Annotated in this window: 21 protein-coding genes; 7 read left to right on the top strand and 14 right to left on the bottom strand. The window is 65.8% G+C overall.

Annotated elements, in window-relative coordinates; all coding sequences use genetic code 11:
- Window positions 1-12: 12 nt before the first annotated feature.
- The 6 genes from AC07O3_RS17035 to AC07O3_RS17060 are packed head-to-tail and all read right to left on the bottom strand — an operon-like array spanning window position 13 to window position 5,429.
- On the bottom strand, window positions 13-777 hold the full coding sequence (locus AC07O3_RS17035) for an alpha/beta fold hydrolase (protein ID WP_495339890.1): 765 nt from the start codon (window positions 775-777) through the stop codon (window positions 13-15).
- On the bottom strand, window positions 774-2,000 hold the full coding sequence (locus tag AC07O3_RS17040; RefSeq protein WP_495339891.1) for a multidrug effflux MFS transporter: 1,227 nt from the start codon (window positions 1,998-2,000) through the stop codon (window positions 774-776). Before AC07O3_RS17040 ends, AC07O3_RS17035 begins: the two co-directional genes overlap by 4 nt.
- Window positions 1,997-2,419: a carboxymuconolactone decarboxylase family protein gene (locus AC07O3_RS17045; protein WP_093050534.1), complete on the bottom strand. Its 423-nt coding sequence runs from the start codon at window positions 2,417-2,419 to the stop codon at window positions 1,997-1,999. The genes AC07O3_RS17040 and AC07O3_RS17045 overlap by 4 nt, the downstream gene beginning before the upstream one ends.
- Entirely contained in the window at window positions 2,416-3,627 is a 1,212-nt protein-coding gene (pcaB, locus tag AC07O3_RS17050; protein ID WP_093050537.1) for a 3-carboxy-cis,cis-muconate cycloisomerase, read from the bottom strand. Before pcaB ends, AC07O3_RS17045 begins: the two co-directional genes overlap by 4 nt.
- 16 nt (window positions 3,628-3,643) lie before the next feature.
- Entirely contained in the window at window positions 3,644-4,477 is an 834-nt protein-coding gene (locus AC07O3_RS17055; protein ID WP_093179494.1) for a shikimate dehydrogenase family protein, read from the bottom strand.
- A 28-nt stretch (window positions 4,478-4,505) separates the two neighbouring features.
- On the bottom strand, window positions 4,506-5,429 hold the full coding sequence (locus AC07O3_RS17060) for a shikimate dehydrogenase family protein (RefSeq protein ID WP_093179496.1): 924 nt from the start codon (window positions 5,427-5,429) through the stop codon (window positions 4,506-4,508).
- Between the two features lie 199 nt (window positions 5,430-5,628).
- Between AC07O3_RS17060 and AC07O3_RS17065 the strand changes: the two genes are divergently transcribed.
- The 7 genes from AC07O3_RS17065 to AC07O3_RS17095 all read left to right on the top strand — a co-directional run bounded on the left by AC07O3_RS17065 (window position 5,629) and on the right by AC07O3_RS17095 (window position 11,732).
- Entirely contained in the window at window positions 5,629-6,423 is a 795-nt protein-coding gene (locus AC07O3_RS17065; RefSeq protein WP_093050543.1) for an IclR family transcriptional regulator domain-containing protein, read from the top strand.
- Between the two features lie 8 nt (window positions 6,424-6,431).
- On the top strand, window positions 6,432-7,097 hold the full coding sequence (locus AC07O3_RS17070; RefSeq protein ID WP_143042544.1) for a hypothetical protein: 666 nt from the start codon (window positions 6,432-6,434) through the stop codon (window positions 7,095-7,097).
- A gap of 70 nt (window positions 7,098-7,167) precedes the next feature.
- Complete coding sequence (locus AC07O3_RS17075) at window positions 7,168-8,181, top strand: Bug family tripartite tricarboxylate transporter substrate binding protein (RefSeq protein ID WP_093081501.1); 1,014 nt, start codon at window positions 7,168-7,170, stop codon at window positions 8,179-8,181.
- Between the two features lie 26 nt (window positions 8,182-8,207).
- A complete protein-coding gene (locus tag AC07O3_RS17080) occupies window positions 8,208-8,873 on the top strand; it encodes a response regulator (RefSeq protein ID WP_093050550.1) in 666 nt (221 codons plus the stop codon).
- Window positions 8,874-10,283, top strand: coding sequence for a sensor histidine kinase (locus tag AC07O3_RS17085; protein WP_495339892.1), 1,410 nt, complete (start codon window positions 8,874-8,876; stop codon window positions 10,281-10,283).
- 13 nt (window positions 10,284-10,296) lie between these two features.
- Complete coding sequence (locus AC07O3_RS17090; RefSeq protein WP_495339893.1) at window positions 10,297-11,310, top strand: Bug family tripartite tricarboxylate transporter substrate binding protein; 1,014 nt, start codon at window positions 10,297-10,299, stop codon at window positions 11,308-11,310.
- Window positions 11,310-11,732 carry a DUF6194 family protein gene (locus AC07O3_RS17095; protein WP_495339894.1) on the top strand — a complete coding sequence of 141 codons (423 nt, stop codon included), beginning with the start codon at window positions 11,310-11,312 and terminating at the stop codon, window positions 11,730-11,732. The genes AC07O3_RS17090 and AC07O3_RS17095 overlap by 1 nt, the downstream gene beginning before the upstream one ends.
- On the opposite strand, the gene AC07O3_RS17100 is transcribed toward AC07O3_RS17095, so the two are convergent.
- The 8 genes from AC07O3_RS17100 to AC07O3_RS17135 form a co-directional block, all read right to left on the bottom strand.
- Entirely contained in the window at window positions 11,729-12,952 is a 1,224-nt protein-coding gene (locus tag AC07O3_RS17100) for an ROK family transcriptional regulator (RefSeq protein WP_495339895.1), read from the bottom strand. The genes AC07O3_RS17095 and AC07O3_RS17100 overlap by 4 nt on opposite strands.
- Window positions 12,945-13,742 carry an ATP-binding cassette domain-containing protein gene (locus tag AC07O3_RS17105; RefSeq protein WP_093179500.1) on the bottom strand — a complete coding sequence of 266 codons (798 nt, stop codon included), beginning with the start codon at window positions 13,740-13,742 and terminating at the stop codon, window positions 12,945-12,947. The genes AC07O3_RS17100 and AC07O3_RS17105 overlap by 8 nt, the downstream gene beginning before the upstream one ends.
- Window positions 13,742-14,701, bottom strand: a complete 960-nt coding sequence (locus AC07O3_RS17110) for an ABC transporter permease (protein ID WP_093050562.1) — start codon at window positions 14,699-14,701, stop codon at window positions 13,742-13,744. The genes AC07O3_RS17105 and AC07O3_RS17110 overlap by 1 nt, the downstream gene beginning before the upstream one ends.
- 29 nt (window positions 14,702-14,730) lie before the next feature.
- The gene (locus tag AC07O3_RS17115; protein WP_177142476.1) at window positions 14,731-15,708 is read right to left on the bottom strand and encodes a sugar ABC transporter substrate-binding protein; all 978 of its coding nucleotides are present in this window, start codon (window positions 15,706-15,708) and stop codon (window positions 14,731-14,733) included.
- Between the two features lie 243 nt (window positions 15,709-15,951).
- A complete protein-coding gene (locus AC07O3_RS17120; protein ID WP_177192878.1) occupies window positions 15,952-16,407 on the bottom strand; it encodes an SUKH-3 domain-containing protein in 456 nt (151 codons plus the stop codon).
- 297 nt (window positions 16,408-16,704) lie between these two features.
- Window positions 16,705-16,995, bottom strand: coding sequence for a hypothetical protein (locus tag AC07O3_RS17125; protein WP_177192879.1), 291 nt, complete (start codon window positions 16,993-16,995; stop codon window positions 16,705-16,707).
- The gene (locus tag AC07O3_RS17130) at window positions 16,992-18,527 is read right to left on the bottom strand and encodes an RHS repeat domain-containing protein (RefSeq protein ID WP_495339896.1); all 1,536 of its coding nucleotides are present in this window, start codon (window positions 18,525-18,527) and stop codon (window positions 16,992-16,994) included. The genes AC07O3_RS17125 and AC07O3_RS17130 overlap by 4 nt, the downstream gene beginning before the upstream one ends.
- A 114-nt stretch (window positions 18,528-18,641) precedes the next feature.
- Window positions 18,642-18,953 (bottom strand): hypothetical protein, encoded by a 312-nt coding sequence (locus tag AC07O3_RS17135; protein ID WP_495339897.1) that lies wholly within the window; start codon window positions 18,951-18,953, stop codon window positions 18,642-18,644.
- Window positions 18,954-18,973 lie beyond the last annotated feature (20 nt).

Genomic DNA, 18,973 nt, shown 5'->3' on the forward strand with positions numbered 1-18,973 from the left:
GGCCAGTAGCTCTCAAAGGCTGCGCCAGAAATCGATCAGCAGCTGTGTGAACTCCACCGGCCGTTCGACCGCGCTCAGGTGCGCGGCGTCGATGGTGGCCAGGCGCGCGCCTGGAATGGCACCCACCATGGCCTGCGACATGGCCATTGGCGTGGCCTCGTCCTGCAGCCCGCCGATCACCAGCGTGGGCACTGCAATGCGATGGTTGCTCTCGCGGAAATCGATGGCCGCGACGGCATTGCAGCTCTCGATGTAGCCCTGCGCATCGGTGCGCACCAGCACGTCGTGCAGCGTTTTCGCGGCGACTGCGCCTTCGGGCGTGCCCACGTAGGCCGGTGTGAGCCAGCGTGCCACGGCGCCAGGGGCGATGGCGGCCACACCCTTGGCAGCCACCGTCTCGACGCGTGCACGCCAGGGGGCCTGGTCGGGGTAGTAAGCGGCCGAATTGGCGATCACCATCGTCTTCAGCAGCTCGGGGTGCCGCACCGCCAGCGCCTGCGCGGTCATGCCGCCCATCGACAGGCCGACGAAATGCACGGGCTCGCCGTCCGCCTCGCGCTGGATGAGTTCGGCCACGTCCTGTGCCAGCGTCTCGACGCGCAGCGCGCCGGGCACCACCTCCGACGCGCCGTGGTTGCGGTGGTCGTAGCGCAGCACCGTGTGGGCGCGCGAGAGCTGCGCGGCCACGCCGTCCCACATGCTCAGGTCGCAACCGAGCGCATGGCTGAGCACGACGATCGGACCTTCGCCCTCGCGAACGACATTCAAACGGGTCATGGTGTGGTTTCCTTTTTCGGGTGTTGAAGACGCGGCAGCCAGAGGAACGCGATGGCCATCAGCACGCAGCCGGCCAGCAGCATCGGCACGACCATCGGCCAGGCGCCGTTGGAAAAATCGGCATCGACAAATCTTGCGGCCAGTTGCCCCACGCAGAACGCGACCATCATCATGCCGAAGCCCGACCAGGACACGGCCCGGCCCGCCAGATGCGGCAAGTCGCCCACCGCGCCCGCCTGCCCGCAAGGCTGGTGGATGCCATGGCCGAGGCAGTACACGGCGTGGCCGAACAGCAGCGGCACGGCGCTCAACGGCATCAGCCAGCAGCCGAGCGCCTGGATGACGGCGCCGGTCAGGCTCAATGAAGCACCGAGCCGCACGGTGCGCACCGGCCCGTAACGCCGCAACAGCGTGCGGCACATGGTGGTGCTGAAGATGTAGACCAGCGAGCCGCCAGCCGGGATCCAGCCGTACCACGCGGGCGACCAGCCCAGATAGCCGATGTAGACCATCGGCGACAGCAGCAGAAAGCAGAACAGCCCGCCGTAGGTCGTCGCTGCCACCGAGGCCCAGGCGCGGAAAGACCGGCTCGCGAACACCGCGCGCGTGCTGCCGCGCGGCGCGGACGACTCGCCCTCGCCCAGCATCGGCTTGCGCGTTTCGCCGAACGAGCGCCAGCACAACGCGAACAGCAGCGAGGCATAGACCGCCATCGCGACCATCACCCAGCGCCAGCCCGCGCCCTGCACCAGCCACGCGCCGAGCAGCGGCGCCATCAGGCCGACCACGCCCAGCCCGGTGAGGCCGCGCGCCATGACGTGCGGGCCTTCGTGCGCGGGGTACAGGTCGCGCACCGCCGCGCGCGAGCACACGAGAATCGCCGCCATCGAAAAGCCCTGCAGCGTGCGCCAGCCCGCGAGCAGCGCCACGCTGCCTGCGAACGCGCCGCCCAGCGCGGCAATGGCGTAGCAGCCGAGCCCCGCCAGCAGCACCGGCCTGCGACCGAAGCGATCGGCCAGCGGGCCGCACAGCAACTGCGCAAAGCCGAAGGCCAGCACGAACAGCGTGAGGCTGGTGCTGGCCGAACCGAGCTCCTTCCCAATGGCGGGAAGCGCCGGCAAATAACTGTCGGTGGCCACCGGCTGCGCCGCCAGCAGCAGCGGCAGCAGCAAGGTGAAAGTGACGTCGAACCGGCCCTTCTTGCGGGCGACCGGCGCGGTCACTGGGGCAACGCAGGCAGCAGGCCTTTTTCGCGCAGGATGCCGGTCGCGATGCCGAAGGCGTGGTTGGCCACCGGCACGCCGCAGTAGATGGCGGCCATCATGATCACTTCCTTGATGTCGTCCGGCGTGAGGCGCGACTCGGGCGGACCGTCGAGCGCGGCACGCACGTGCATGGCGAACTCTTCATACGCGTGGATGCCCAGCATCATCGACAGCACCATGTAGCGGCGCGTCTTGTCGCCCAGTGCGGGGCGGCCCCAGATGTCGTTCCACGCGTGGCGTGTGATGAGTTCCTGGAACTCGGCGTTGAAGCCGTTGCGGTTGGCGAGCGACTTGTCGACCCAGGCATCGCCGAGCACGCGGCGGCGGTTGACGAGGCCGGCTTCGTAGTCGTTGGCCGGGGTTTCGGGGGCGGTCATTGGGCAAGTTCCTTGTCTGTGAGCCGGGCCTGCAGCGCCTTCACCTCGGCGAGGGCTGTCTGTCCGGCGTTGTGAGCGAGCGCGGGGTCGAACCATTCGTCGGCCGCGTCGCGAGGGAGTTCGGCGCGCAGCCGGTCGATGTTGGCGCGCATGCGCGCGGCGTCGACCTGCAGGCCGGGCAATGCGCCTGCCATTGCGCGCACGCTGCCGTGCGCCGACATCAGCAGCTGCGGCCATTCGGCCAGTTCGGCCTGCCAGGCGCCGAGGGCACGTTCGTGCTGTTGCGGCATGGCGCCAAGCAATGCGGCCACGCGCTGCGGCGCACGGTGCGCGGCGGCGATGGCGACCATCGAAGCCACCGGGTTGCGCTTGTGCGGCATTGCCGACGAACCACCGCGGCCCGGCTCGCTGGGCTCCGCGACTTCAGCCACTTCGTACTGCCCGAGCAGCGCGATGTCGACCGCGATCTTTCCGAGGCTGCCGGTGATAAGGCCCAGCTCGCAGCCGAGCGCCACCCATTCGTCGCGCTGCGTGTGCCACGTTGCGCCGGGGTCGCCCAGGCCAAGCTCCTTGGCCATGCGCTTGCGCACGGCAGCGCCCTGCCCCTTCATCTGCGCCAGCGTGCCGACGGCGCCGCCCAGCTGCAATTGCAGTGCGTGCTTCGCAGCGTCGCGCAGGCGGATGCGGCTGCGCACCAGCGGCGCCGCCCAGCCCGCGCACTTGAAGCCGAAGCTGGTGACCGAGGCCGGCTGCATCAGCGTGCGCGCGAGCATCGGCGTTTCGGCGTGCGTGACGGCCAGGCGCAGCAGCGCGTCGGCGGCCTTGGCAAGATCGGTCTCGATGAGCGCGACCGCTTCGCGCGTGACCAGCGCCATTGCGCTGTCGATCACGTCCTGGCTGGTGCTGCCGAAGTGCACGAAGGGCGCGGCGTCGGCATTGAAGAGGCCGACGGCTTCGCGCAGCGCCTTCACCAGCGGAATCGCGACGCTGCCCGCGCGGCCGCTCTCGCGCACGATCTTGGCAACGTCGAACAGCTCGACCTTGCAACTGCTGACGATCGAATGCGCAGCGCTCTCGGGGATCAGTCCTTCGGCAACCTGTGCGCGCGCGAGTGCCGCTTCGAAGCGCAGCATGGCGTCGACGAAGGCGCGGTCGCTGAAAGCGCCGAGCGTTTCGGATGTGGAGAGGAAGCCTTCAAAAATACTCATGCGATGACCTGGCCTTTCAGTATTTCAATTGGGCCACGGCACGCAATTCCTCCGGGGAGGCTGTGCCGAATCCGAAGAACTCGAGGTAGGCAGGGATCATCTCGAACAGCATGTCGGTGCCGACCTGCACCTGGCAGCCCTTGGCCTTGGCGGCCTGCAGCAGCGGCGTGTATTCGGTCTTCATGACCACCTCGCCGACGAAAGTGCCGGGGTCGATGCGGTCCACGTCGAAGGGCAGCGGGTCGCCCTCCTTCATGCCGAGCGGCGTGGCGTTGACGACCACGTCGTAGCCGGCCGGGTCTTTCGACCCCGTGGCCACCTTCATTTGCGGATAGTGCTCGCGCAGCCGCGCGGCCAATGCGCCGGCCGAGGCCTCGCTCATGTCGAACAGCATCAGCTCGGCGGCTCCGGCGGCGGCAATCGATGCGGCAATGGCCGAGCCAACGCCACCCGTGCCCGACACCAGCACGCGCGTGCCCTTGAACAGGCGCCCCTTGCGCTCCACGCCGCGCACGAAGCCCGCACCGTCGAACTGGTCGCCCAGCAGCGTGCCGTCGGGCCGCTTGAGGATGGCGTTGCAAGCGCCCGCGACGCGCGCAGTGGGCGTCACCTCGTCGACCAACGACATGGTCGTGACCTTGTGCGGCATGGTCACCAGCGCGCCGCGCAGGTTGCTGAACCTGAAGATCTGCGGCAGCGAGGCCGCGTAGTCCTCGGGCTTCACGCCCATCGGAACCACCACAGCGTCGATGCCGTGCTTGTCGAACCAGGGGTTGTAGATCATCGGGGCCTTGAAGGCCTCGGTGGGATAGCCGATGTGGGCGATGAGCGTGGTCTTGCCGGAAATCATGTCGGTTGTTTCTTTGAAAAATCGGGGCTCAGGCGACGCTGGGCGAGTGGTAGCGCAAGGGCTGCGCAATTTCGGCTTGCATGGCCGGTGGGTAGATGATTTCGCGCAGGAAGTCGGCGTCGGCCTGCATCGCGGCAGCCGCATCGAGATGGCCGAAGTAGCGAAAGTAGTGCGGCATCTGCTGGATGAGCATCTCGAAGCCCGCCTGTGCGTTGAGTCCGCGCGCTCGCGCTGCCTGCACCAGCGGCGTGGGCTGGTTGCGCAGAAGAATGTCGAACAGTGCCGCGTGGCCGTCCATGCGCGACACGTCGAGGGGCAACGCATCGCCTTCGACCAGCCCCAACTGCGTGGCGTTGATGACGAGGTCGTAGCCTTCGGGCGCGTTGCTGTCGGCCGAGACCACAGTCGCGTCGAAGAAGGCGTTGAGCTTGGCCGCCACACCGGCCGCCTTGCCTGCGGCGCTGTCGTAGAACGCGATGTACTCCGCGCCGTTCACCGTGCCGCCTTCGGCCAGCGCAACGCCGATGGCTGCGGCGCTCACGCCCGCGCCGAGGATCAGCACCCGTTTGCCGCGGAACGGAATGTTGTAGTGATCGAGCGCGCCGATCAGGCCTTCGCCGTCGAACAGGTCGCCTTCGAGCTGGTCGCCCTCGGTGCGGCGCACCACGTTGACCGAGCCGGCCACGCGACCGAAGAGGCCGCAGCCGTCGAGCAGGTCGACCACCAGCGGCTTGTGCGGCGGCGCGATCACCATGCCGCGCACGTTGCGCGCGAGAAAGGCCGATTTGAAGAACACCGCGAAGTCGCGCACCGGCACCTGCATGGGCAGCAGCACAGCGTCGATGCCGAAGCGCTCGAAGGCGGCGTTGAACATGCGGGGCAGCCGCACATTGCGAACCGGGTCGCCGGGGATCAGGTAAGCCTGGGTGCTGCCGCGGATGGAATGGCTCATGTGCGTGCTTCCGTTCGTCAATCGCTCTTTTCGAGGGCGGATGCCGAGCTTTATAGTCGCTTCGCCTGAATCACGCAGCCTTCGGCACCTTGAATCGTGCGATTATCGAACTCAAAAAATCACTGATCGTTCAATTCAAGGGTTTTCACTGTCATCAAATGCAAACTCCGACCCCATCCACGCAGGCACACTTCCGCCCATGAGCAAGGACAGCAAGGACGACCCGGCGCCGCCGCCCGGCCTGGACAAGCGCGACTGGATCGCCGGCCTGGAGCGTGGCGTGAGCATCATCGAGGCCTTCGACGACGCCAACCCGCGCCTGACTGCCAGCCAGGCCGGCCAGCGCACGAACATGACCCGCACAGCCGCGCGGCGCTATCTGCTGACCTTGCAGCACATGGGCTATGTGGCGAGCGACGGCAAGCTGTTCTGGCTCACGCCGCGCGTGCTGCGGCTGGGCCAGTCGTACCTGGAATCGGCCCGGCTGCCGCGCGTGGTGCAGCCCTTTCTGCAGCGGGTGGCAGCGGGCACCAACGAGATCGCCTACCTCAGCGTGATGGACGGCGACGAGGTGGTCTACATCGCGCGCAACGGCCCCAACCGCAGCATGAGCACCGGCTACGTGCTCGGCGCGCGCGTGCCGGCGCAGGTCACGGCCTCGGGCATGCTGATGCTGGCGCTGCGCAGCGACGCCGAGCTGAATGAATGGCTGACGACACGGCAGCTGACGGTTTTCACTTCGCACACCATCGCAAGCATGGAGCGCATGAAGCTCGAACTCGCCCGCATCCGGGCGCAGGGCTGGGCCCTTTCCGAACAACAGCTCGACCTGAACTCTCGCGGCATCGCGGTGCCGCTGCGCGACCGGCACGGCACGCTGGTGGGGGCGCTGAACATCACGATGCCGATGGGGCACGAGAGCTCGGAAGATGCGGTGGCGCGAGTGCTGCCGGTGCTGCGTGAGACGGCGCAGGCGATGCGCAATCTGATCTGAGAAGCGCCATGACCGTAAACGCCTCGGGTTCTTCGAGCCAGACGACATTGCCCGACTGGGCGGCGCAGTCGGAGCCCCTGGAAGACGTGCACATCGACATTGCATTCATCGTCGAGCACTCGTTCTACTACGGCCCGTCGTCGCGCATCTCGCCTGAACAATGGGCGAACCTGTGCGAACCGCTGTACCAGCCGGCAATTCCGGGCGCGGCACAAGGCTTCGTGCTGTCGGCCGACTGCGTCGGCCACGAGGACGAGCTCGGCAGTCACTACCGCGACCTGCTGGCCAAGGCCGCGCGCCACGGCAAGGACCCGGCCGAAGGCCCCTACTTCTGGAACAGGCCGGTAGTCCATGCGCCCGGCCGCTTCCTCCTGAGCTTCCCATGGCACGACCGCTTCAGCGAGGGCCGAGCCTTCATCGAATCGCTGACCAGAGGCACACCCGGCGAAGTCTTCTCCGATTACGAGCAGGGCTGGTTCCTCGACCTGCGGCTGCACGACGGCACGCTGTACCTGCGCGATGACGACCCCGACGAAGGCAAGACCTTCCACAACCTGCGCTTCGCATACGCTCCAGTGCGCGCGCAGGTCGAAATCGTGCTGGCGCGCGTGGAAACCTTGATTGCCCGGCTCGCGGGCGAATTCGGTCGGGATTACTGGACGAACCGCAACTGACAGCTTTCCGACAGCATCGACCGGGCACGATGCGCGCTTTCAATCCAAAAGCGCTGGAGACACAAGCACCATGTCCGATCTCTTTTCCCCTGACGACGCCCACAGCCTGAGCCGCCGCCACTGGCTGCAGGCCGGCGGCGCCCTCACCCTCGGCGGCCTGCTGCCTTCGCTGGCCTCGGCCCAGGACGCCTGGCCAAGCAAGTCGATCCGCTTCGTCGTGCCCTTCGCGCCGGGCGGCAGCTCCGAGATCGTCGCGCGCTCGACCGCCGCCGAGCTCTCGCGCACGCTGGGCCAGAGCGTGTTCGTCGACAACAAGCCGGGCGCGGCCGGCAACATCGCGATGAGCGAAGTGGCGCGCAGCACCGACCAGCACACGATCATCCTCGGCCACATCGGCACGCTGGCGGTCAACCCGTACATCTTCGCCAAGCTGCCCTACGACGCGAACAAGGACTTCAAGCCCGTGAGCCTGCTGGCCAAGGTGCCCAGCCTCTACGTGGTGCACCCCGACGTGCCGGCGAAGAACCTCAAGGAGTTCATCGCATACGCCAAGTCGAAGCCGGGCAAGCTCAGCTATGGTTCGGCAGGCAACGGCAGCGCGGGCCACCTGGCTTTCGAGTACCTGAAGATGACAGCCGACGTGTTCATGCTGCACGTGCCCTACCGCGGGACCGGCCCGATGGTGACCGACCTGCTCTCGGGCCGGCTCGACGCATCGGCCATCGGCGCGGCGGCGATCATTCCGTTCATCAAGGCGGGCAAGGTGCGCTGCATCGCGACCGGATCGGCCAAGCGCCTGCCCCAGCTGCCCGACGTGCCGACCGTGGCCGAACAGGGCTTCCCGGGCTTCGAGATGACGCAGTGGTACGGCATGCTCGCGCCCGCCAACATCACGCCCGCCAACCTGGCCAAGCTCTCGGCCGAGACGATGAAGGCGGTGAAGTCGCCCGACTCCATGCAGCGCCTGACGGCCGATGCGGCCGAAGCCATTGGCGGCACGCCCGAGCAGTTCGCGCAGTTCATCGCTGCCGAGCAAACCCGCTGGCAAAAGGTCATCGCAAGGGCAAACATCAAGCCTGATTGATCCCGGCAGGCCCTAGCATCGGCGCCATGCGCATCCTGCTGGCGGAAGACGAACACACCCTGGGCACCTGGCTCTGCAAGGCGCTGGAGCATGCGGGCATCCAGGTCGAATGGGTGGACGACGGGCGCCTGGCCGACCGGGCGCTGCAGCAGCGCGACCACGATGCGCTGGTGCTCGACCTGGGCCTGCCCGGGCTCGACGGGCACACGGTGCTGCAACGGCTGCGCGAGCGTGACCAGCGCTTGCCGGCGCTGATCCTCACGGCGCGCGACTCGCTGAACGAGCGCGTGGCTTCGCTCAACGCGGGCGCCGACGACTTCCTCGCCAAGCCCTTCGCGCTGGCCGAGCTCGAAGCGCGCCTGCACGCGCTGGTGCGGCGCGCGCGTGGCGTAGAGCATCCGCGGCTGGCCTGCGGCCCGCTGGTGTACGACGGCGCGCGCCGGCACTTCACGCTGAACGGCGAGGCGCTGGCGCTCTCGCCGCGCGAACTGGCGGTGCTGCGCGTGCTGGTGCAGCGCAGCGGCGAGCCGCTGTCGAAGCAGCAGATCCTCGAGCGCGTGTTCTCCGACGACGAAGAGGTGCACCCCGAGGCGGTCGAAGTTTTCGTCTACCGGCTGCGCAAGCGGCTCGACGGCACCGGGGTTCGCATCGTCACGCTGCGCGGGCTCGGCTATGTACTGGAAGCAGACTGAGTGAGCGGCCTGCGTGAACGCCTGCGCCGCGCCAGCCTCTGGCAGCGGCTCGCGCTGCTGCTGTTCCCTGCCCTGCTGGTCGTGACCGGCCTCGAACTGTGGATGACGCGGCACGACGCACTGGCCGCCGCCAACGCGGCCTACGATCGCTCGCTGCTGGGCGCGCTCAAGTCCATCGACGCCAACATCTCGACCGCCTCGGGCGGCCTGTCGGTCGAGCTGCCGTACACGATGTTCGAGTTCTTCGAGCTGACGGCGAGCGGCCAGGTCTTCTTTCGCGTGTCCACGTCTGACGGGCTGGTGGAGCTCGGCAGCGCCGACCTGCCCGCGCCGCCCACCGAACTGGCGATGGGCGTGCCGGCCTTCTACGACGCCACCTACTTCGGCGAAGCAGTACGGCTCGCGGCCTACCGCCGCGATCTCGACCGCGCGCCGGCCGGCAGCACCGGGCGCAGCGTGCTGATCCAGGTGGGGGAAAGCACGCGCTCGCGGCAGGAGTTCAGCGCGCGCTTCGTGCGCAGCGCGGCGTTGCGCGACGGGCTGGTGCTGGCGATGCTGCTGTGCGGCACCGCCCTGGCGCTCGCGGCAGCGCTGAGGCCGCTCTCGCGACTGGCGCGCGAGGTGGGCTCGCGCACGCCCGACGACCTCACGCGCATCGCCGAGACCGACCTGCCCGCCGAGGTGCGCCCACTAGTGGCCGCAGTCAACCAGCAGATGTCGCGCACGCAAGACCTCGTGACGCAGCAGCGCCAGTTTCTGGACGACGCCTCGCACCAGCTGCGCACCCACCTCACCACGCTGCAGATGCAGGCCGACTACGCACGGCGCGAGCAAGACCCGGCGCAAGTACAAGTGGCGCTAGACGCGCTGGGCACCGAAATCGGCCGCGCGACGCGCAGCGCGCAGCAGCTGCTGGCGCTGGGCCGCAGCGACACGGTGTCGGTGGAACCCGCCGAGTTCGACCTTGCGGCGCTGCTGCGCGAAGTGGCGGTCGACCTGCTGCCGCTGGCACGCGCCAAGCGCATCGACCTGGGCATTCATTCGCCCACGCCGGAGTTCCTTGCCGTGGCAGACCGGGGGCTGATGCGCGAGGCGCTGGGCAACCTGGTGAGCAACGCGATCACCTACACGCCGGCCGAAGGCACGATCACGCTCTTTGCCGCGGGCGACGCAGCGGGCTGGAGCCTCAACGTCGAGGACAACGGGCCCGGTCTCAACGACGAAGAGCGCGCCGCGTTGGGCCAGCGCTTCCGGCGCGGCGCGCGCGCCGGCAAGGGCGGCTTCGGGCTCGGGCTGGCCATTGCGCGCTCCATTGCGCAGCGGCACCGGGGCGAGTTGCGGCTCGAAGCGCGCGAGGCCGGCCCGGGGCTGCATGCGATCATCTGGTGGCCTCGCCCGGCCGCCATCTGACGGGCCCATTTTCATGTCCACGCCCCCCACCCGCCGCCATGCACTTCGCGCGTTGTGCGCGTTGCTGATGCCTTTCAGCGTGCGCGCAATGGCCGCCGCGAACGACCCCTCCAAAAACGCTGCCGACTGCGTGATCCCCGCCAAGGCCGGCGGCGGCTTCGCGCTGACCTGCGCGCTGGCGCGCGACGCGTTGCAGGCCGTGCGACCCGTGCGCCCGCCGCTCACCCAGCGCTACCTGCCGGGCGGCATCGGCGCCGTAGCCTTCGACCGTGTCGCCACAGGCAAGCTCGGTGGCCCGGGCACGCTGGTGGCGTTTTCCAGCGGCTCGCTGCTCAACCTCGCGCAAGGCCGCTTCGGTCCGCATTCGCCCTCGGCTGTACGCTGGATCGCCACGCTGGGCACCGACTACGGCGTGATCGCGGTGCATCGCGACTCGCCCTACAAGCGCTTGCAAGACCTGGTCGCCGCGCTGCGGCAAGACCCGTCGCGCATCGCCTTTGGCGCGGGCGGCACTGTGGGCAGCCAGGACTGGGTAAAGGCCGCACTGCTGGTGCGCGCGGCGGGGCGCGATCACAAGGCCATGCGCTTCGTTTCTTTCGAAGGTGGCGGGGATGCGCTGAGCGCATTGCAGGGCAAGCATGTCGACGTGTTCCCCGGCGATGCAGCCGAAGCCCTGCAGGCCATTGCGGGCGGCGCGGCGGTGCGACTGCTCGCGGTGCTGTCGGAGAACCGGCTTGGCGGCGCGCTCACCGGCGTGCCGACCGCGCGCGAGCAAGGCATTGACCTGGTGTGGCCGACCGTGCGCGGCCTGTACCTGAGCGCTGACGTGCCTGAAGCCGCGGTACGCGCATGGGTCGCGGCCTTCGGCGAAGCGAGTGCCGCGCCCGGCTACGCCGCGTTGCGCGAGCAGCACGGCCTGTACCCCTTCGCGCTCACCGGCGCAGCGTTAGACGACTACGTGCAGGCGCAGATCAAGGCCTACCGCCGGCTGGCGGACGAACTGGGACTGCGGCGCTGGCCCTCCTGATGAACGCAGGCAAGATCGCGCTCATGACCGAAGACGCCATCACCCAACACATCATCGACATGCTGGCCGGCGGCCACTTTCAGATCGCCGACGACAACACCTTCTTCTTTCACGACGGGGACAACAAGTTTCCTTTCGCCACGATCGTGACGAAGGACAACGACTTCGACAGCGCCTCGCAGCTGAACCGCCCGGGCGTGTTTCGCCTGAACATAGGCGTGGGCAAAGAGACCTTTCGCGCACTGTTCGGCGAAGTGCCCGCTACCGCCAACCACGCCGCGCTCGACACGCTGATGCCGCACCCGGTGTATGCGAAGATGTACTGGGTCAGCGTGATCAATCCGAGTGCGAAGACCTTCGAGACGGTGAAGCCGCTGATCGCCGAGGCATTGAGCCTCGCGCGCTCGCGTAAAGCAGGTTAGGCCGCCTTCAAAAACACATCGTGGTCCGGCGCAAAGTTCGCGTGCAGCGGCAGCATCGCGCCGCCCAGCGCACAAGCCTGCGCCCCCGCCTTGCCACCATGCAGACGCGGCTGCCACAGGCCTTCCCAGTTGCAGCGGTCCAGCGCGGCGCGGGTCTGGTCGAGCAGCGCCTGCAGTAGCGAGCGCGACATCGAACCATCCACCACCACATCCGGCAGATCGAGCATGGCGGTGCCGCTCACGATGGCATGCGCCAGCGCCTGCGATGCGCTTTCCAGCCAAGCTTGCGTCGTCGCGGCATAGGGAGGCTGCAAGGCGCGGTCGTCATAGGCGGCCATGGCGTCGAGGCCCTCGCCGATCAGGCGCTGCTCCAGCTCCCAGAGCGACGCCTGTGCAACCAGCTGGGGCGGCAATGCACCGCGACTGCCCGGCGGCTGCATCGGCAGCGAAGCGAGCGCGCCCGCATTGCCGTGCGCACCGGTGTGCAGATGCGAGTTGATGACCAGCCCGCCCCCCACGAAGGTGTCGACGAAGATGTACAGGAAGCTCTTGAGGTCATGCCCTCGCCCACCCACCAGCTCGGCCACGCAGGCGGCCACCGTGTCGCGCGCGAAGCTCACCGGCACGTCGGTGCGCGCGCGCACCTCGGCGGCCAGGTCCATCTGGTTCCACAGGTCGGACTGCGCTTTCGACAGGCCCAGCGTGCGGTGCCAGCCGCCGAGCTGGAACGGTGCGGCCAGCCCGGCCCCAACGTTGCGCGCCGCCAGCGGCCCCAGCCCGTCGCGCAGCCGGTGCATGTGTTGCGTGATGGCGGGCAGCAGTTCGTCCACGTCGGGAAAGTCGTAGCTGATGGCATGGCGCTCGCGCACCTGCGTGGTGAAGTCGATCAGCAGCCATTCGGCGCCGCGCCGGCCCACCTTGATGCCGATGGCAAAGGCGCCGTCCGGGTTCAGCGCCAGCGGCACCGAAGGCTGCCCGATGCGCCCGCGCACGCGGCTTTGCTTGACGATGAGTCCGTCTTCTTCCAGCCGCGCGGTGATGAGCCCGATGGTCTGCGCGCTGAGCCCGGTCAGCCGAGCGAGGTCGGCCTTTGGCAGGCTGGTGTGAACGCGCAATGCCTGCAGCACCGTGCGTTCGTTGAACTGGCGCATGCCGACCTGGTTGGAGCCACGGGGCCGCAACAGGTCGGGCGTGCGCGCAGAAGTGTCCGCATCAGGCATGCGCCTCCGCGGGCAACTGGTCGGCCGTCATGGCGCCGGTCATCACGGCGACCGTGTCGCTCATGCTGATCTTCTTCGGGTCGAGCACCGCCGCGCGCCTGCCGAGACGCGCCACGTGGATGCGGTCGGCCACCTCAAACACGTGCGGCATGTTGTGGCTGATGAGCACCACGGGCAGGCCGCGGTCGCGCACGCGGCGGATCAGCTCCAGCACCATGTTGCCCTCTTTCACGCCCAGTGCGGCGGTCGGCTCGTCCATGATGACCACGTGCCGCGCGAAGGCCGCGCTGCGCGCCACGGCCACGCACTGGCGCTGGCCGCCCGAGAGCGTTTCGACCGCCTGCGTCATCGACTGGATGCCGACCTTCAGGTCTGCCATGCGGGCCGTGCTTTCGAGCAGCATCTGCTTCTTGTCGAGCATGCGCAGCACGCTGCCCAGGAAGCCGGGGCGGCGCAGCTCGCGGCCGAGGAACAGGTTCTCGTAGATGGTCATGGCCGGGGCCACGGCCAGGTCTTGATAAACCGTCTCGATGCCCGCGCGGCGCGCATCCAGCGGATTGCGAAAGTGCACCGGCTGGCCGTCGAGCAGGATCTGGCCCTCGTCGGGCACAACCGCACCCGACAGTGCCTTGATGAGCGACGACTTGCCCGCGCCGTTGTCGCCGATCACCGCGAGGATTTCTCCTTCGCGCAGTTCGAAGTCGACGCCGTCGAGCGCCGTGACCTGGCCATAGCGCTTCACCAGGCCCTTGGCCTGCATGACGATCTTGGGGTTGGTGACGGTGTTCATCAGCGGGCTCCCCGGCGCGAGAGTTGGTCGGCCGCCACCGCAAGAATCACAAGCACGCCCGTCACCAGCACCTGGTAGATCGACGACACGCCCATCAGCGTGAGCCCGTTGCGGAACACGCCCACGATGAGCACGCCGATCAACGAACCCAGCACGATGCCGCGCCCGCCGAACAGGCTGGTGCCGCCGAGCACCACCGCCGTGATGGCGTCGAGGTTCTCGGTCTGCCCCGCGTTCGGGTCGCCCACGCCGGTGCGCGCCACCGACAGCAGCGAGGCGATGCCGTACAGCACGCCCGCCGCCACGTACACGCCCAGCAACACACGCTGCGTCGGAATGCCGACCAGCCGCGTGGCCTCCGCGTTGTTGCCCACCGCGTAGATATGCCGGCCCGCCGCCGTCTCGCGCAGCACGAACCAGGTGAGCGCATAGAGCACCACCATCAGCACCGAACCCCACGCCACCTCGGCGTTGCCGATGGTGAAGGTGGTGCCCAGGCCCGTGAGGCCGCCGGGCAGGTCGGTGATGGTCTGCGACGACGAGTACAGCTGCGTGATCGCGAAGGCGATGTTCAGCGTGCCCAGCGTCACGATGAAAGGCGGCAGCTTGATGCGCGTGACCAGCAGTCCGTTGAGCAGGCCGAACAGCGTCGTCACGCCGATGCCGCACAGGATGGCCACCGGCACGGGCAGCCCGAGTTCGGTGGCGAACTTGCTCATGATGATGCTGCCCAACGCCATCACCATGCCGCACGACAGGTCGATGCCCGCCGTGAGGATCACCAGCGTCTGGCCGATGGCGATCACGCCGACCACCATCACCTGCTGCAGGATCAGCGAGAGATTCCCGCCCGTAAGAAAACGGTCTGACTGGGTTGCAAAGAAGATGCACGCGCCAAGAAGGGCCAGCCACGGCCCCAAGGCGCCCCACGGAATGTGGTGCGTCGCAGATTTCGCCATCGAGATACTCCCTGGGGGCTGTCAGCTATTTACTTCTTGCCCCAGCACAGCTCGGCGCCAGTTTTGGTGTCCTTGCTGTCGACGCCCGCCACGCTCTTGCCCGCGATCAGCGTCACGCCCGTGTCGACATAGCCCGAGGCCTTCTTGCCCGTCTTGGCAAATTCGACGCCCGCGGCGACGCCCATCGCGGCCATCTTCAGCGGGTACTGCTGCGAGGTCGCGGCAATGATGCCGGCGTTGGTGTCCTTGATGCCCTGGCAGCCGCCGTCGACCGAGACGATCAGCACGCCCTTCTCCTTGCCTGCGCGCTTCAGCGCGTTGTAGGCACCGGCCGCGGCGGGCTCGTTGATCGTGTAGACCAGGTTCACGTCAGGCGCCTTCTGCAGGCAGTTTTCCATCGCCGTCTGTGCCTTGGCCTGATCGCCATAGCTGTCCGCCATGCAGACGATCTCGGGCGCCTTCGACAGCTCGTTCGACTTCGCCTCGTTGGCCGGCAGACCGAAGCCCTTCATGAAGCCGTTGTGGCGCTGCGCGCCCACCGGGTGGCCTGGCAGCAGGTCGAGCGCGATGATCTTTGCGGGCTTGCCGGCCATCGCGGCCTTGGCGTATTCGCCGATCAGCACGCCGGCCGTGTAGTTGTTGGTGGCGAACAGCGCGTCGGTCGCATCCGGCGGATCGGCCGGGCTGTCGAGCGCGATCACCATCACGCCCTTGTCGCGCGCCTTCTTGATCGCCGGCACGATGGCTTTCGCGTCGCTAGGCGTGATCAGGATGGTCTTGGCGCCGGCCGCGATCATGTTTTCCATCGCGGTGATCTGACCCGCGTTGTCGCCGTCGGCCTTGCCCGCGCCGGAGAGCAGCTTGGCACCCTGCTTCTTGGCTTCTTCCTGCGCGCCTTCCTTCATCTTGACGAAGAAGGGGTTGGTTTCGGTCTTGGTGACGAGGCCGATGATGGGTTGGTCTGCGGCGAAAGCGGCGGTAGATGCGGTCACTGCGGCGAGGGACATGGCCGCGATGGCCAGGATGGAGCGGGAGGTGCTGTGCATGGTTTGTCTCCTTGGGCGGGCGGCGAGGCGCCTGCGGTCTTTGGATCCGGATCGCTCGGGCCTTGAAGGCTCGGTATCCGGGCGCAGGGGGACTATCGGGCAGGAGAAGGACTAAATCAAGCTGATTTAGTTATCGGAAACCCGAGGTTGAGTGCCTCACTCACGGCTAGAGGCAGAGGGTTTGCATTCATCTGCACGCCCATATCAACCGGGAAGCTTCTCGAACGCTCTGCCGAAAAGAATATTGGCCAATGCTTCTTCCACAGTTTCCCCTATCCTGCAGAAGTAGTCGTCGTACCCGCCATAAAAACCGCCCTGGGTCCCGATGAGAAATGTGAGATGTCCTGAATAACCTTGCCCGACGGGAATCAGAATTTCTTTCGCAAGCCCCTCGTACTTATCAACCGCCCAAGCCCGATCAAATCGCCGCGTTGCGACAGACGGATCGAAATGGCTTTCGTCAGGAGCGTCGCTGCCATATCCGCGGTGCGCTAGGTGAATCCCGCCGAAGGAGCGAGCGAATTCCAGTGCATGCGGGAATACGGTATAGCCGTCTTTACGCCAATTCAGTAGATATAGATCTGTTTTGACATTTCGCTGCGAGTGCCATCCAGCCCGCCTCAAAAGAGAAAGAGATTTTTCGTCAAAGCAAAATTTCATCGGAGTCGCCATACTCGAATAGTCGAGGCACAAAGCCCGCTTACGACATTCATCAATTCTAATATTTTTTCCTCAATGGGTACCGTCTCAGCCCGCACGCGCAACCTCTCGAGGCAATGCATCATTTCTTCCAATGAGGTGCCTTGCTCCCTATATCGGCGAAGCTGGTCATGCAGCCCGATAAAATTAGCATCACCCGAAATTTTCTCCAAGATTTGATAACCAACCACGGGGTTTTTCAGAGAGTATTTTCGAACCCAACCACAAGGCCTTCAAGACCAATTAGTTCTTAAAAAATCAAGTTCGACGCATTTTCTCAGCCGCAAGAGGAAATGAATCCAAAACAAATCTCAACGCCGATTCAATGTCTGGCAATTTATTTCGCACATACATATCATACAAATCGACAGCATCTTCATATTTCTCCAAATATTCATCAAAACCAACTGCAGCCGTATCTCCCAGTAGTTTGATAAAACATTCCCAATGAACCATTTCGCCGTCCCGCACATAATCGCCTTCGATCCAGAGTACCTTCTTGGATCGAACAATTGAACCTAATTTTGAAATTATTTCTGCGTCGCTCATTTCTTCTTCGCCAAAGGACATTGGGTGGGACGGTCCACGAAAATATCGACGCGATCGCCCTCGGGCGTGATGACATTGAAATGCGGCATTGTTTTATGCGGATGCCCGTCGGGAAGTGATTCGTGCCCGTAAAGCACGCCTGTTGCAGGATTCGTCTTGAAGTCCATGTGGTACGAGGCCCTTCCGGTGCCGTTCTGACGATTCGATTTGAATGCAGCTTTGTCCCTCGCAGTCTTTGCAGGATCTTTGTCTGCTGCTCCGGCTGACTTTTGCGCGTCTGGGAATGCGGCAAACAAGACGGCCGACGCCTCCTTGAACGAACAGACCGTGACACTTCTCCCCGCCTTGACCTGCCCAGCCTTTTTGAGAATTCCAGCGGGAGAAAGACCGTTAGCGTCAACCCAGCCCGTCGGATTGGGAACAGCTGCATGAAGGTTGCTGCCTCCGATCAGCCGAATCGGATCGCTACTAACGAATCTTCCAGACAGCGGATCGTAGTACCGATACCTGTTGTAGTGCAGCCCCGTCTCTTCATCCCAATACTGCCCCTGGAACCGAATCGGATTCCTGAACCCCGCCCTCCTGCCAGCCTCGCTGATCGCCTCCCGCGCCTCGCCCCACGCCTTGTACTGCGCCGACCACGCAACGCTTCCCTCATGGTCTGTCAGCTCCTGCGGCGTGCCCAGGTGATCGCACTGATAGAACGCCATCTCCTTCCTGTCGAACGCACGCGGCACATGTCTCTGCTCGCCGTTCCACAAAGGATCCTGCTCGATGTCGTAGACGCCGCCATTGGCCTGCATCAGCGCCTTCGCATCCGTCGTCTCACTCAGCGTCATCGCTGTTGCCCGGCGCACCTGCACCAGCGGCACGAACGAGTTCGCCTCGTGGATGTAATGCACGCTCCAGCCGTGCTCACCGCCCTCTTCGATCGCTGACTTGCTCTGCGTGCTCTCGAACGCGAGCACGTCGCCATCCCAGCCGAACAGGGTCGTGGCCTCCCCCGAGCTCTTGGACAGCCGGCGCCCCAGCGCGTCGTAGCTGAAGGTGGTGGTGGTGCCGCTTTGATCCGTCGCTGCCGTCATCCGGTTGAAGCCATCCCAAGCGAAGACGGTTCGCCAGCCGTTGCGCAACCGCTCGGTCATGTTGCCGCGCTCGTCATAGCGGTAGCTGGTGCCGGCGTAGCTCTTCAGCAGGTTGTCCAACAGCTTGTTGGCTGAATGCCTGAGCGGGTCGCCGCTCGGTGGAGCGTCGACGATGTTGCCTGCAGGATCGAAGGCGAAGATCTCACGTCCGACGCGGCTGTTGGCTTCGAGCAGGCGGCCCACCGGGTCGTAGCGGTAGCTGAGGTTGCCGCGCCGGCTGTCGCCGATGGCCACCAGTTGGCCCGCCTTGTCGTAGCTGTAGCGATGCTGAATGCCGACACCCGACTCGATGGCCCCGGCCTTTGGACGCGATATTTGCTGTTCAAACAGCCGCCCCGCCGGGTCGTATTTCTGCCACTGGCTCAGGCCGTTACCCTGCTCCCGCACAACCTCAAAGCGTAAGTCACCATATTCACTTGGAATCGGGAATGTCCTGCTTTAGGTCGTAGTACCGATACAGGTTGTAGTCTGGTGTGGCGTAAACGGCTTGAGCCAGTCAAACTAACTCGCACTTCCTGGTTTCCAGAATTCAAGCCCCTCCAAAGCGCGCTCGATGTCTGTCAAGTCATCGACTCCCCGCGTTTCGTCGAAAGCCCCGGACAAGATGAATCGAATCTTGGCGAGCCGTCCGGTCACTTCCCCGTCATCAATGAATTTTGTCGTTTCCGCGTAGTACTCCGATTTCTTCCCGGGAAAATCGAGCGCGTAGTAGGAGCCAATCTTGTGCAGAGAAATGAGCACGTATTCGATGTCTCGCAGGACATGCAATAGCTTCTCTCCGTCGATCCGCAATTCCTTGTTCTTTTCGATCACCTAAGCTCTCCTAAAAACTT

Source organism: Variovorax sp. GW821-FHT09D05 (assembly GCF_059416325.1).